General features: G+C 64.1%; 16 protein-coding genes. 11 read left to right on the top strand and 5 right to left on the bottom strand.

What is annotated here, in order from left to right; all coding sequences use genetic code 11:
• Positions 1-350: 350 nt before the first annotated feature.
• A complete protein-coding gene (locus C448_RS17240; protein WP_455429056.1) occupies positions 351-626 on the top strand; it encodes a transposase in 276 nt (91 codons plus the stop codon).
• Positions 627-687: 61 nt separating this feature from the next.
• On the top strand, positions 688-882 hold the full coding sequence (locus C448_RS12170) for a DUF1328 domain-containing protein (RefSeq protein WP_004055165.1): 195 nt from the start codon (positions 688-690) through the stop codon (positions 880-882).
• 27 nt (positions 883-909) lie between these two features.
• Here C448_RS12170 and C448_RS12175 read toward each other — a convergent pair whose 3' ends face one another.
• Positions 910-1,824: an HhH-GPD family protein gene (locus C448_RS12175; protein ID WP_004055166.1), complete on the bottom strand. Its 915-nt coding sequence runs from the start codon at positions 1,822-1,824 to the stop codon at positions 910-912.
• Between the two features lie 93 nt (positions 1,825-1,917).
• On the opposite strand from C448_RS12175, the gene C448_RS12180 reads away from it, so the two are divergent.
• Together C448_RS12180 and C448_RS12185 are read left to right on the top strand one after the other, a co-directional pair.
• The gene (locus tag C448_RS12180; RefSeq protein ID WP_004055167.1) at positions 1,918-2,253 is read left to right on the top strand and encodes a hypothetical protein; all 336 of its coding nucleotides are present in this window, start codon (positions 1,918-1,920) and stop codon (positions 2,251-2,253) included.
• A gap of 82 nt (positions 2,254-2,335) precedes the next feature.
• Positions 2,336-2,536, top strand: a complete 201-nt coding sequence (locus C448_RS12185; protein ID WP_004055168.1) for a hypothetical protein — start codon at positions 2,336-2,338, stop codon at positions 2,534-2,536.
• On the opposite strand, the gene C448_RS12190 is transcribed toward C448_RS12185, so the two are convergent.
• Entirely contained in the window at positions 2,537-3,379 is an 843-nt protein-coding gene (locus C448_RS12190) for a translation initiation factor eIF-2B (protein ID WP_004055169.1), read from the bottom strand.
• Between the two features lie 242 nt (positions 3,380-3,621).
• Between C448_RS12190 and C448_RS12195 the strand changes: the two genes are divergently transcribed.
• The 5 genes from C448_RS12195 to C448_RS12215 are packed head-to-tail and all read left to right on the top strand — an operon-like array spanning position 3,622 to position 11,345.
• Positions 3,622-5,061, top strand: a complete 1,440-nt coding sequence (locus tag C448_RS12195) for a metallophosphoesterase family protein (protein ID WP_239640578.1) — start codon at positions 3,622-3,624, stop codon at positions 5,059-5,061.
• Complete coding sequence (locus C448_RS12200; protein ID WP_004055171.1) at positions 5,058-7,781, top strand: AAA family ATPase; 2,724 nt, start codon at positions 5,058-5,060, stop codon at positions 7,779-7,781. Before C448_RS12195 ends, C448_RS12200 begins: the two co-directional genes overlap by 4 nt.
• A complete protein-coding gene (locus C448_RS12205; protein ID WP_004055174.1) occupies positions 7,781-9,010 on the top strand; it encodes a DNA double-strand break repair nuclease NurA in 1,230 nt (409 codons plus the stop codon). The genes C448_RS12200 and C448_RS12205 overlap by 1 nt, the downstream gene beginning before the upstream one ends.
• Before the next feature lie 29 nt (positions 9,011-9,039).
• Positions 9,040-9,693, top strand: coding sequence for a hypothetical protein (locus C448_RS12210; protein WP_004055176.1), 654 nt, complete (start codon positions 9,040-9,042; stop codon positions 9,691-9,693).
• Positions 9,690-11,345, top strand: a complete 1,656-nt coding sequence (locus C448_RS12215) for an ATP-binding protein (protein WP_004055177.1) — start codon at positions 9,690-9,692, stop codon at positions 11,343-11,345. The genes C448_RS12210 and C448_RS12215 overlap by 4 nt, the downstream gene beginning before the upstream one ends.
• Positions 11,346-11,373: 28 nt before the next feature.
• Here C448_RS12215 and C448_RS12220 read toward each other — a convergent pair whose 3' ends face one another.
• Together C448_RS12220 and C448_RS12225 are read right to left on the bottom strand one after the other, a co-directional pair.
• Positions 11,374-11,892, bottom strand: a complete 519-nt coding sequence (locus tag C448_RS12220) for a DUF3368 domain-containing protein (protein ID WP_004055179.1) — start codon at positions 11,890-11,892, stop codon at positions 11,374-11,376.
• Positions 11,889-12,197 (bottom strand): UPF0175 family protein, encoded by a 309-nt coding sequence (locus C448_RS12225; RefSeq protein ID WP_004055181.1) that lies wholly within the window; start codon positions 12,195-12,197, stop codon positions 11,889-11,891. The genes C448_RS12220 and C448_RS12225 overlap by 4 nt, the downstream gene beginning before the upstream one ends.
• 134 nt (positions 12,198-12,331) lie before the next feature.
• Between C448_RS12225 and C448_RS12230 the strand changes: the two genes are divergently transcribed.
• Both C448_RS12230 and C448_RS12235 read left to right on the top strand, forming a co-directional pair.
• Positions 12,332-12,661 (top strand): hypothetical protein, encoded by a 330-nt coding sequence (locus C448_RS12230; protein WP_004055183.1) that lies wholly within the window; start codon positions 12,332-12,334, stop codon positions 12,659-12,661.
• Positions 12,654-13,070: a PIN domain-containing protein gene (locus tag C448_RS12235; protein ID WP_004055184.1), complete on the top strand. Its 417-nt coding sequence runs from the start codon at positions 12,654-12,656 to the stop codon at positions 13,068-13,070. Before C448_RS12230 ends, C448_RS12235 begins: the two co-directional genes overlap by 8 nt.
• Before the next feature lie 460 nt (positions 13,071-13,530).
• On the opposite strand, the gene C448_RS16015 is transcribed toward C448_RS12235, so the two are convergent.
• On the bottom strand, positions 13,531-13,725 hold the full coding sequence (locus C448_RS16015) for a hypothetical protein (RefSeq protein ID WP_152415579.1): 195 nt from the start codon (positions 13,723-13,725) through the stop codon (positions 13,531-13,533).
• Between the last annotated feature and the right edge of the window lie 178 nt (positions 13,726-13,903).

The following is a 13,903-nucleotide window of genomic DNA, read 5'->3' on the forward strand; positions in this document are numbered from 1 at the left end:
TCGCGCAGGACATCACTACTGACGCAAACGACGTCCAGCAGCTCAAGCCGATGCTGGAGAACTGCGAGGAGGTGAACGGCAAGCGCCCGACGAAGGCGCTTGCCGACGCTGGGTATTGGAGCAAAGCGAACGCGCAGTTAGCGGATGAGCAGACGGAGCTGTTCATCGCCACGACCAAAGACTGGAAACGACGGAAAGAGCTTCGGGAGGCGGATCCGCCGCGAGGGCGGATCCCCAANCAGACGGAGCTGTTCATCGCCACGACCAAAGACTGGAAACGACGGAAAGAGCTTCGGGAGGCGGATCCGCCGCGAGGGCGGATCCCCAAATGGTACGGGCTGAAAGAACGCATGGAGCGGAAACTCCGGACGAAACGTGGGAGAGGTATCTACCGCAAGCGCAGCCAGAGCGTCGAAGCAGTGTTCGGTCAGCACGTTACCCGCGGCTGCGACCGATTCCTGTTACGCGGGGAGACGGGGGCACAAGCGGAGTGGTCGTTGTTCTCAGCGACGCACAACCTGCTGAANTTTTTGTCGACGCTAACGAATCGGTCTGCCGAATCGTACAGCAGTGATTTCAGGCGATATTGGGTGACGGGTAGTACGGAATTCTTAGACGGGCTCTGATGTTCGAAACAGCCTCCAATCGTCATCGCCACCGACTGACCGCGGCCGTCGGGGTGTCCCGATGAACCCGCTCGCCCTCACCGGAGCGGCGCTGCAGTTCTCCGGCGACTTCCTCTATCTGGCAGTCGTCTTCATCGTCCTCGCGATCGTCGCCTACCTCGCCGGTGCACAGGGCATCGCGGGGCTGTCGGCCGGAATCGCCCGCATCCTCATCATCGTCTTCGTCGTTCTCGCCATCATCTCGCTCATCCTCTGAAGCGAGCGAACCTGTTTCCGACGATCGTCAGCGTTGCAGTCGGACGGTCGTCTCGCCATCGGTATCGACAGCGACTAGCCCGTCGTCTTCGAGATCGGTGAGCAACTCCCGTAGCCACTCGCGGCCGTGCTCGCCGTCGGTCGTGTAGTCGACACGCACTCTCGGGCCGAGCTCCGAGAGCGCCAGCTCGTCGTACTCGCCGAGAATCCGGACGGTGCGCCCGCGGAACTGTCGACGACTCCCCTCGAACGGCGACTGCGTGGGCACGTCCGGTGCGCTGAAATCGCCGGTCGCGTAGGCGTCACACCACGCGCGCCAGGGGCACTCGGCGTCGTCGCAGGCGGGCGTTTTCGTACACGCCACACCGCCTAATTCCATGATCGCGTTGTTCCAAGTTCGAGATTCGCCGGCGGGCATCAGTTCTCCGGCGGCATCCGCAAAGGTGTCATCGTCGTCCGGGACGTCGAACGCCCGGTGGAGCACGCGCTTGACGTTCGTATCGACGACCGCGTTCCCGTTGTTGAAGGCGAAACTCGCCACCGCATTCGCGGTGTAGGGACCCACACCCTGCAGTTCCTGGAGCTCGTCGGGCGTTTCGGGGAATTCGCCGTCGAACTCCGTCGTCACCTGTCCGGCGGCCTCGTGGAGGTAGCGCGCCCGGTTGTTGTAGCCGAGGCTGTGACCGCTCCAGAAACCGACCACGGCCGACCGATCGGCGGCCGCGAGGCGCTCGGCGTCTGGCCATCGCTCGACGAACCCGTCGAACGCCTCGACGACCCGTTCGAGCTGGGTCTGCTGGCTCATCACCTCCGAGACGAGGATTTCATAGGGATCGGTCGTCTCGCGCCACGGGAACCCGCGATGGTCCTCCACGTACCATTCGACGAGCGCTCGGCGGACAGTATCGCGGTCGTCCGGCAACGAGAACGCGGACTCGCTCATCCGTCGTTCGTTCGGTCGTGAATGTGATACGCGTGGCGGTTCGATGGGGCATCGACCCGAAAGCGGTTTGCGGGCGGCAGACCCAGATCGGCCATGAGTCTCGACGATCTCTCCAGCGACGTCGAATCGCGCTACGCCGATCTCGGCGACGAGGTGGATATGGATCTCGATCGCGAAACACGCAACGAGCTCGCGCTGCTCACCTGCGCGCTCGGTCCCGAGGAGACCGACGAACTGCTCCGACGGGCGGTCCACATGCTCTTTCAGACGAGCGTCGAGACCGGCCGGCTCGACTTCCACCTCCGGAGTGGCTACGACGTGACCTACGACGAGTATCTCTCGGGGATGACGTTCGACGAGATGACCGGCGGGATGGAGATGCAGGGCCAATCCCAGAGCCAGGACGACGTCCGCCGCTATCAGTACTGACTGCCACTATCGACCGGGAACGAACACCATCAAACACCGTCAGCCGCCAGTCCTATTGCTCTCGCGCCCGTAGACGAAATCGATGAGAACAGCACGAAGATCCACAACCAGCGGCGCACCGCGCAAGGGAACGCTCTTCTGTCCCACGTGCGGTCACGCCAGTCCGATCGACGGCGACTGGCGGGTCGAACCCGCCGAGGACGACCCAGAGCGGGTCGTCTACCGCTGTCCCGACTGTGGTGCACCGATCGCGAACCGTCCCCGAGAAGTCGTTTACGCGTAGTCAGCGCATGCCCTCGTCGGTGATGACCGAATCGACGAGCGAGAGCGGCGTCGCGTCGTAGGTCGGGTTCTCGATCCAGAACCCCTCGGCGGGTTCGCGCATCACTTCGCTGCTCGATCGGAACTCGTTCTCGAAGACGAACCCGTCGTCGATGATCTTCGCGCCGGAGCCGACGACCGTCACCGGCGTGTCGGTCTCGGCGGCGGTCGCGGCGATCGGGAGGCTGCCGATGCGGTTGTAGAGGGTTTCGCCGACGATACAGTCCATCCCCATGAGTACGCGATCGCACTCGGGGAGGAAATGGCCGCAGGCGCTGTCGACGATGAGATGTGTCTCGACGCGGTCGATCGCTGCGAGCGTGCGCGCGCTCTTGCGCCCGAGATAGCGTGGTCGCGCCTCGGTCACGTAGACGGTGAGTTCGGCCCCCTCGCGACCGGCGAGCTCGATCGCTTCGAGCACCGTCGAGGAGTAGTCGTGCGTGAGCACCGTCATCCCGTCGTCGAGCGCCATCGCGCCGTATTCGGCCGCCCGGCGTTTGGCCATCTCGACGCGCTCGACGACCCCCCGGATCGTCTCTCGCGTGCGAGCCTTGGCCGCCTCGATGGTCGGGAACTCCTCGTCGAGCGCGGCGACGATCTCGCGCTGGGTGTTCTGGAGCGAGGCGTGGGAGGGGTTGGCCTGTCGCAGCGCCGTCGAGTTACGCTCGACGTCTCGGAGGTAGTCGTCGAGACTCCGGAACTCGCGCTCGGTGAGCGATTCGAGCGCGCGGGCGGCTTTGACGGCGACCACCGAGGAGCTGTGGGTCTGCATCTCGCGGATCTCCTCGACCGTCTCGTCTATCATACGGCCTCCCTCTCGCGCCCACGGCAAAACCGTTCCGGCCCGCCGTGCAGTCGCCGCTCGCTTCCGACAACGCTCGCGCCCACCGACGCACGAGCGCCGTCGGGCGATCGCCAGTTCCACTTTCGCTCCGCTTTGCTCAGATTTATCCGTCGTCGCGTGGCGAGTTCCTGTATCGTGTCGCTTCGCCCGCCCTTCACGTCGCATCGTTCGGTCGGTCGCACAGTCCCGCGTGAGCCGGGGTGGTGAGCGTGCGGCTCGCACACGTCGCCGACGTCCATCTCGGCCACAGACAGTACGGTCACGAGCAGCGCGAGGCGGACGTCAAGCTCGCCTTCGAGCATTTCCTCGGGACGGCTCGCGAGCACGACGTAACGGCCATCCTGCTCCCGGGCGATCTCTTCGACTCCAGGGACGTGAGCCCGAAGACACTCAGCGAGGCCGAGTCCGTCCTCGCCGACGTCGACGTGCCCGTGATCGTCTCGCCGGGCAATCACGACCAGAGCATGGGTGCTCGCCGGGAATTGACGTGGCTACAATATCTCAACGACACCGGTCTCATCACGCTGCTGTCCGGCGATCCGGGTGACGATCCGGTGTTCGTCCGGACCGACCTCGACGATCCACGACGGGGTGGCGGTGGGTTCGTCGATATCGAGAACGATGGGGAGACGGTGCGCTGTTTCGGCGTACCGTATCGCGGCGCGTATATCGAGAACGATCTCCCGAAGATCGCCGAGGGGATTCGGGCAACCAACGAGCGCGAGGGACCGGCCGATACGACGGTGTTGCTCGCACACTTCGGCGTCGACGACGCGGTGCCGGATCTCGGCGCGACTGTCAAGCGCGCGTGGCTGACGCCGATCGAGGAGCACGTCGACTACCTCGCGCTCGGCCACATCCACAAACAGTACGAGACCGGCGATGTCGGCCGGAATCCAGGAAGCCTCGAAGCGCTCGACATTCAGGAAGGTCGGTGGGACGAGAGCCACGGCTACTACGTCTTCGACACCGGGGACGTGACCGCCGAGCATCACCTCTCGAAGCGCCGCCCGTACCACACCATGAGCTTCGACGTATCGGGTTACCGCACCTTCGAGGATCTGCGCGGCGAGTTCGCGGATGCGCTCGACGACGAGCACGCAGCGGTCGAGCGGACTTGCGAGCGCGATATTCACCGGGACGGGAACGGTGACCGTCGCGAGCCGGTCGTGAACGTCAGGTTCGTCGGCACGCTCCTCTTGGATCACGGGAGCTTCGACGTCGAAGCGCTGCGGGCGCTCGCCGTCGACCGCCTCGACGCGCTGCACGTCCAGCCGACGAACAACACCGAGCGCAAGGCAATCGCGGAGCTGCTCGGCGACATCGAGCGCGACGAGGCCTTCGACGCCGACGGCACCGTCAACACCGACGTGCTCCAGGAACGGGTGTTCGGCACCATCGCCGGTGAATCGCGCTACAGCGCCGAAACCGAGGCCGTGGCCCGGACGCTCGACGAGCTCGAAGGGCTCGTCACCGAGGACGAGCAGGGCGTGAGCGAGGTCGCCGACTATCTCGGCGAGCGCCGGCGCGAGCTGTTCCCCGACGGGCCAGGGGAGGCGGATGACGAAGACAGACCGATGAACGACGAACCGACCGAGGGCCGGACGAGCCAGCAGACGCTCGACGCACGGGGTGACGAATGAGCATCGTCATCGAGTCGGTGACGCTCGACGGGATCAAGAGCTACGGCGAGAAGACGACCGTCGATCTCGGCGAGGGCGTGACGGCGATCCTCGGCGACAACGGGGCCGGCAAGAGCACGATCCAGGAGGCCGTCGGCTACGCGCTGTTCGACAGCCATCCGTTCAGCAAGCAGGATCGGCTCGTGCGCGAAGGCGAATCCTCCGGCGAGATCGGCGTGACGTTCACGAACCGGACGAGCGGTGCGCAGTACACGGTCCGTCGGTGGGCCGGTCGGTCGAAATACGAGGTGCTCGACGGGAGCGGCGACAACCTCTCGCTCGACGGAACGAGCGAGATCAAGGGCTGGCTCTGCAAGCAGCTCGGCGTCGACGAACCCGACGATCTCTCGGAGGTGTGGGAGCGAAGCGTCGGCGTCGCCCAGACGGACTTCCTCGCGGATTTCACGAAGACCGAGACCGAGCGCATCGACACGTTCGACCCGCTGTTCGACATCGAGCGCTACCGCGAGGCCTACAAATCCCTCGGCGGGCTCGACGAGGAGTTCGACGGCGATATTCAGGACCACCGCGACGAGATCATCGGTCTCGACGCCAAACTGGAGGAGCTCCCCGACGTCGAGGAGCGCGTCGAGGAACACGAGGCGACCATCGCGGAGCTTGCCGACGAGATCGAGGCGCTGAGGGGGACGATCGAGGAACTCGATAGCGAGCGCGAGCGACTCGAAGGGATCGAGGACGACCTCGACGACGCCGAACAGGAGCTGGCGACGCTCGAAGAGACGAAGATCCCCGCCCAAGAAGAGAGTCTTGAAACAGCCAAAGAACACCGCGACGAGGCACGAACGGCCGGCGAAACGCTCGCAGCGGTCCGTGAGGAGTACGAGCGCCACGAGAGCGCCCAGGAACGCCTCGACGAGCTGGAGGAACGACGGGCCGAACGCGACGAGATCGACGACGAACGCACCGATCTCGGCGGCGAGATCGACCTGCTCAAACATCGGGTCGCGGATGCCAGGGAGGACCTCAGCGCGGCCGAGGCAGCACGCGAGCGAGTGCGCGAACTCGAACCGGAAAAGGAGCGCTACGAGGCGCTTCAGGAGGAAGTCTCGCAGCTCGAAGACGATGCCGAGCGCCGCGACGAGCTCGTGGACGAACTCGGGGACGTCGACGACGATATCGAGGAACTGCGCGCCGAAGCGACGGCGCTCGAATCGTCGATCGAGGAGGCCGAAGCGCAGCGCGAGGAGGCCGAAACGCTCGCCGCACGCCAGGACGAACGACAGGACCTGCTCGCCGAGCGAAAAGCCCTGCAAGCCGAGCGCGAGGAACTGCGCGAGCAGAACGAGGAGCTCCGAGCGATCGAAATCGGCGGCGAGTCGGCGGTCTCGTGTCCGACCTGCGATCAGCCCGTGACCGCAGACCACCGCGAGAGCGTCGTCGAACGCAACCACGAGCGCATCGAGGCGCTCACCGAGGAGCGACTGCCAGCGATCGAAGAGGAGATCGCGGCCGTCGAGGAACGAATCGAGGCCGCTCGGGAGGCGAAGGAAGCGACCGATCGGATCCCGCAGCTCGAACGCGAACACGAGTCGATCGAGGAGGAAATCGCTGATCTGGTGGCCGAAAAAAGCGAGTACGAGGACGAGCGTGACGAGCTTGAAGGACGGCTCGACGAACTGCCAGACAAGCGCGAAGCGGTGGCCGAGCTCGACGGCGTGGCCGAGCAATACCACACCGCGAAGGCGACGATCGAGAGCGCCGACGGGATAGAAGCGACTCTCCGCGAAGCGCGCAGTGATCTCGGTGAGCGACTCGTCGCCTATCGGGAGCTCGACGACGAGCTGGACGAGTTCGACGGGCTCGACCGTGAGATCGAGACGACGAAGGAGACGATCGCCGCAACCGAGGAAGCTCACCGGACCTACATCCAGCACGAACCCGTCGCCGAGAGCCTCGACGAGCGCCAGGCCGCGGTCGACGAGGAGGGCGAGGCGCTGGCGCGGCTGCGCGCCGAGCGGAAGGCGGTCGAAGAACGGGTCGCGGAGCTCGACGAGTCGTTCGACGCGGCGCGGCTCAACGAGGTCGAGGAGAAGCTGAGCGAACGGAGGACGACCCGTGCCAAGCGCGAACAGCAGCGCGAGGACAGGGAGGAGGATCTCGCGGACGCGCGCGAGCGCCTCGACGAGCTCGAAGCGAAACGCGAGCGGAAGGCGGCGCTGGAGGCGGAGATGACCGAACTCGAACGCGATCGGGAGTTCGCGCGATGGGCGCGCGACAGCCTCCAGCAGGGTGCCGAAGACCTCCGTGATCTCACGACGAGCGAGATCGGCGATCGGGCGAACGACATCTATCAGGCGCTGCGCGCTGCCCCGACCGAGACGCTGGTCTGGGATCGGACGTACAACCTCCGGGTTCGCGTGCGCGGGCAGAACAAGCCGTTCGACACGCTCTCCGGTGGCGAGAAGATGGCCGCCGCGCTGTCGGTCCGCCTCGCGATCCTCGAACGGCTCGCCGCGGTCGGGATGGCGTTTCTCGACGAGCCGACCGCGAACCTCGACGAGCACAAGAAACGGAACCTCGTCGACCAGCTGGAGGAGTTCGACCGGCTGAACCAGCTGCTCGTCGTCAGCCACGACCGGACCTTCGAGTCGATGACCGAACGGGCGATCGAACTCGAGAAAGACGAGGACCGGGAGATGACACGGGTGGTGAGCGACTGATGCCGTTCTATCCCGGCAAAGTGGCGAACGAGCTTCAGGACTACGTCGAGGAAATCCTGGAGTATGCCGGCGACGACGAGCACGTCGTGGCGAGCTATCGCGATGCGCTCCGCGACGCGATCGCCGACTACGACGCCGACCGACTCGCCGCGGAGATCGGGCCCCATCCCCAGCCCGGTGCGGCCCCGACCGACGAGTGGGACGAGTCCGAAGAACCAGTGGTGGCGTTCGAGCAGTCAGCGTCGTGGGAGAGTCACGAGGCCGTCAACCGGTTCGCGAAGGAAGCGCTGGAAGGGATGACGACGATCGCCGCCGACGGCTCCGAGATCGGTCCGACGGAGGAGTTCACCGTTCCGTTCGGCCTCGTTCAGGTCGCGTGGACCGCCAACCATCACGATCCCGATGGCGACTACGACAGTGACGTGTCCAGTCACGTTCTCGGCCCACAAACGGTCACTGAAGAGGACGAGGAGGGCGGGATGCGCTACGTCGACGGGAGCGTCCCAGGTCACGAGCGCTACCGTGCGGAAGGCCGTGCGGTCGTCGAGTGTATCCGGCGATTTGCCGACCGCGATCCGACGCCGGTCGTCGTCTACGACGGACCGCTTGTTCCACTCTTTGCCAACACGTACGCGCCCGACGTGCGGGACGAGTATTACCGCGAGACGATGGCGCGGGTGTTGGCGGCGAGCGAGCATCACGAGGTGCCGGTCGTCGGCTACACCGCCGGCACCAAGCGGACGAACCTCGCGAAAATGCTCCAGCAGGCCTACAGCGAGCGACTCGGTGACGAGCCGCTGATCGCCGACGCACGAATTCTCGACGGGTTCACAGAGAACTGGGGCGACCGGTCGCTGGCGTTCGCCAACCGCTGGGGTGAGACCGTCGATGAACTGGCGACGACCTACGAAGGAACGGAGTACGGTTTCGCCGAGGAGGTGCTATTCACGTATCTCGACGTCCCGGGCGGCGATGCGATGGACTATCTCGAATTCCCGGAGTGGATCCAGCGTGCGGACCTCGTCGAGCACGTGCTCGACGTCGTTCGCGCCGAGACCGGCGTCGGGCGCGGCTATCCCGAGATCCTCCAGCAGGCCGACGCCAACGCCGTGCTGGACACCGGTGCGAAGGAGCGGTTCCTCGCGCTCGTCCAGGAGTTCGCCGACGAGGAGGACCTGCCGATCGACTGGGATGCGAAGACGCTCAGCAAGGAGCGACGACGCCGATGAGCGGTGAGACCGATGGAGACCAGACAGCTATGACAGCCAACGAATCGGTCATCGGCGACGATGACCTCACGATCGCGAGCATCGTCGAATCGAACGGTCAGATGGACTACGTCGCCGAGGTGTACCGCGACCACGACAAGGCGTCCGTGCCCGAAAAGCAGGACTACGAGTTCGGCCAGCCCGTCTACGTCACGACGACGGTGCGCGGCGAGGAGCGCGCGCTCGTCGGTGTCGTCTACGAGTCACGGCTCGTCAACCCCGATCAGGGGCGCGACGGGCCGCGGCTCTCGACGCCGGATCAGGAGCTGTTCGTTCCCGGCTATGTCGACGAGAAGCAGACGCTGCTCGGCATCGCGCTGCTCGGGTTCGCCGAACTCGCGCCGGCCGATGGCGGGCAGGGGTTCGCGTCGGTGTCCCAGGAACTGCCGCGATGGACGCTCGACATCGACGACCCGGTGTCGAAGCTCTCGGGCGCTGGCTTCCGACGATTTCACCAGCCCGACGGGCAGCTCGCGCTGCGCTACTACGATCGGCTCATCACCGCCGCCGAGCGGTTCGGGGCGGAGGTGACGCTCGCGTTGATCGAGCGATTGCGCGTGGAGACCGATCGGGAGGCGATGCTCGACGTGATCGAGCGGAAGGTCCGCTGGGAGGCCAGCACCGATCGCGGGGTGGTGCGATGAGCGACGTCCCCGAACCACCCACGGGCCGCGGGATGAACGCCGCCTCCGAGACGGTGGTCGGTACGGTGGCCGAGCCCGGCGAGCGCGCCGACGAGTTCGTGTTCGTCGCGCCGGATGCCGTCGACGTCCGGACGGGGGAGTTCGTCGTCTACGAGACGACCGTCGAGGGCGACTCCTGTGACGTGCTCGCCCGGGTGACGAACGCCGAACAGGAGCGCGGACTCCCCGGTGAGTTCCTTGCCGATCCGGGCGTGGAGCCAGAGGCCGTGGCCGACGCGCTCGGCGTACCGAGTGGTGACGTCGAGATCGATCGTGTGAGCGCGCGTGTGGTTGGCTACTTCGACACGGAGATGGAGACCTTCGCTAACCCGCGTTCGTTGCCCGATCCCGGCTCCAGAATATCGCTCGCGAGCGACGAGTTCCTGGAGGCGGTGCTTCCGGCCGCGGACTGGGAGAGCGAGAGCGCCACCGCCCACGTCGGCTGGCTGCTCAATCGCGAGACGAAGGCCGCGAACGTCTTCATGCCCATCGACGCGTTCGCCGCGACACACCTCGCGGTGCTCGCCTCGACGGGGAGCGGGAAGTCCTACACCGCGAGCGTCGTCATCGAGGAGATGCTGCGCCCGCAGTCGCGGGCCGCAATGCTCGTCTTCGATCCGCATGGCGAGTACGACACACTCGACGGAATGCGAGAGGATGGGAATGCTTCGGTCTTCCAGGATGGGGCGTACACACCGGAGGTCAACGTCGTCAGTCCTGACGAGATCACCGTCGCGATCCCTGACCTGAACTACGGGGATCTGCTCGCGTTGCTCGATGAGCCGAGCGAGCGGATGAAGGAGCTGCTCGACAGGGCGTGGCGCGAGCTCCAGAAGGAATCGAACGAGATCGGCGTTCGCGACATCATCAGCAAGTGTGAGGCGCTCGACGAGGGCGATCACGGGACCGCCAGCGCGCTCGCGTGGCGGCTCAACCGTGCGCTCAATCGCGATCTGTTCGCCAGCGCGGCGCGCAACGATCTCACCGATCTCGTCGCGCCGGGCCAGGTGACGGTGCTTCAACTGAATCGGCTCTCGGAGGACGACCAGCAGATGCTCGCCGCGGCGCTGCTGCGCAAGCTCTACGAGGCGCGCAAGAACGCGATGCGCGGCGACGGCGACGATCTCGATTTCCCGCTCTTTACGCTCTTGGAGGAGGGCCATCGCTTCGCGCCGGACGGCAGCGCCCGCTCGCTTCCGATCCTCCGGACGATCCTCTCTGAGGGTCGGAAGTTCGGCTTCGGCGTGGGCATCATCTCACAGCGACCCTCGAAGCTCGACGCCGACGTGCTCTCGCAGTGTGGCACGCAGATCATCATGCAGATCCAGAACCCGAACGATCAGCAGGCGATCCGCCAGTCGGTCGAGAGCGCCGGCGAGGACGTGCTCGACGAGCTCCCGGGGCTGACGCCCGGCCAGGCCGTCATCGCCGGCGACGCGATGAACACACCCGTACTGACCCGGATTCGTGAGCGCCACACACAGCACGGGGCCGAGAGTCTCGATGCGACCAGCGAGTGGCGCGATAGCTGGGAGTCCTGGCACGAGGAGCAGAATCGTGGCGTGGTCGATCCGTACGAATCCGACGAGGAAGTGGACGAAACGCCGCTGTGAGACCGCTGCTACGCCGTTCAGAATGGGCTCATTTTTCGACTTCTTCACCAGCCTCGACAGCCTGTCGGTAAAGTTGGGCACTCATCCGGAACCCGCTTTCGTCGAGCGCTTCGAGCAAGTCGACGTACTCGTCGTGTGAGACGTGGCCCGCTTGCAACGCTTCGAGGAGGACGTAAATGGTTCCGCCGACGGCGACGCCGAGTGATTCGGCGCTCCGCCGGGCGGCGTGGTCGTCGACCAGACAGCGTGCATCCTCCACGAGTGCGAGTGCAATGGCGGCCACCTCGCCGCGACCGAGGTCGGTCGAGTCTTCGATAGCCGCTGCCCGATCGTCTGCGTCGCCGGACAGCGATCGCACGTCGAGGAATGCATCGGTTGCGTCGTCGATGGCCAGCGCATCGGCGTACCCCTGCTCGCGGCCCCGCGTAACGACCTCCTCGTAGACCGCTTTGGGCACCAGCGCGCGGTCGAACAGCGCGTCGAGCAGGTCGAGTCGATCGATTTTGGCGAGATAGATCAGGACGGTGGCATCGGCGACGACGGTCATTCGTCGCGCGCCGCAGCGAGGTCGCTTTCGAGGTCCGACTCGGTGTAGTTCGTCTCGACGCCGCGCTCGTCGAGCAGATCGAGAAATCGCCAGAGTGAGACGCCGGCGAACTCGGCGGCCCGCCCGAGGGAGAGTTCCCCGTCACGGTATCGCTCGATCGCCGTCTCGGTCCGCCAGCCTTCGAGACCGCGTTCGAGCAGTCGCTTGATCGCCGTCGAGCGGTCGGTTCGCTCCTCGTCCTGGACGCGTTCGAGCTCCTCGAAGAGATCCTCGGGGACGCGGGCCGTGATGTGTTTCTGGCCCATGTACACGATAGGACCAGGTGTGTATTAACGCTGTTCCCGGTACTGACGGGATTGCAGACTCCGCTTCCCAATAGGGTTGCTCACAGTAGTATTTGCCGAACAGAGTTATACCGTGTCATCGCATACATCGATCCATGAGCAGCACGCTCCACATCGTGCTCGACGAACGCGAGGAGCGCCGCGTCCGGCGACTGAAGGAGGAGATGGACGTGACGTGGGCGGAGTTCCTGTCGATCGCCGCCGAGAACAGACACGAGATGCTGGACTCGGTTCGTGAACCAGCCAGCGATGACGAGGAGTACGACGGACCGTTCGTCGACTTGGCGGGATCGCTGGCGGGCGAGACGGATGACGAAGGGCGCTCCGGGACCGAAATACTGCGGGCCGAACGTGAATCGGACGAACGAAAAGAGCGAGAGCTGCTGGAGCGTCTCGGTGTTGGAGATTCGGACGCTGATGAATGACGGACCGATCGTCTTCGACAACGAACCGCTCCTCGCCGTGTTGTTCGACGAACCGGGGCGCGACGTCGTCGAACCGTTCCTTCGGGCGGTGTACCGTGGCGACCGAGAAGGGTACATCTCGTATGTGACGTATACCGAACTGCTCTACACTGTTGCTCGGGCGAAATCGTGGGAGTTCGGGGAAACCGCAGTCGAAGAACTTGAACGGCAAAACGTCGTTCCGGTCGCGGTACGTGACACGTGGCACAGTGCAGCACGGTTCAAACACCAACACAACGTTGCCCTTGGGGATGCGTTTGCGCTCGCTGCTACTGACCACGTCGATGGGACGCTGCTGGTGGGGGCAGACGACGATTTCGATGGCGTAAACGAAGTAGTGATCGAGCGGTTCCGGACGGAAGGCGTCTGAAGGATGGATATTCGAGCATATCACTCGGCTATTCGTCGTGCGTCGCAGCGAGATCGCTCTTGGATCCGATTTAGTGTAGTTTGTCTTGACGCCGTGCCCGTCACCCGGAGCGCCTGGCTCGATCCCTTGAATTCTTGCCGCCCGTCGCTGTCGAGCGATTCATCGATGAACAGCAGAAAATCGACGAGTTCGTGGACAGCACGATCCGGAATCGTCCTCCTCGGTTGAGTGAGCCGAAAACTTTCCCCTCGGTGCGGTCACAGTTCGGTTATCTAAAGCGAGATACACGCCTGATGAGACATCGGAAAGTAACGGATGATGAAAACAAAAAGCTACAAGTTTTAAGATCCGGTAGTCGCTCTCAGGGTTCCAAGCAATTCTTTGAATTTCCGCTCAGTTTTCTTTGGCATGTCAGGGTTAGACATAAGACGACGTTTAGCCTCTATTGCCACATCTTTCGTCATGATGTTATCCAATTCGATTTTTGCTCTTCTAGAATTCCCTCTATTATATTGACCATTCCCTCACCATCATATTCATATCCATTGATTGCTACCTCATTATCAGTATTGTCCACATTCAATTCTTCAAATTCATCAAAATCCGAACTATATACACTATTCAGGCAGCTAACGTAAAATTGTGGGGAAAACATATCTTCAATTTCTATGCAGTCAATATTGGCCTTCGATTGTTCATTTAGCAGAACTACACGATCTGGTTCAATCTCTGGTATCTGTTTAGCGGAACAGCCAAGGAGAAATCGTAGCTCTCAGGGAAGAGCAGGACGAACAGCCGCTAATCGTGCTTTCCGGGCCTGACGGATCCCCGGG

Origin of the sequence: Halococcus morrhuae DSM 1307 (assembly GCF_000336695.1) — an archaeon.
Classification (GTDB): Archaea; Halobacteriota; Halobacteria; order Halobacteriales; family Halococcaceae; genus Halococcus; species Halococcus morrhuae.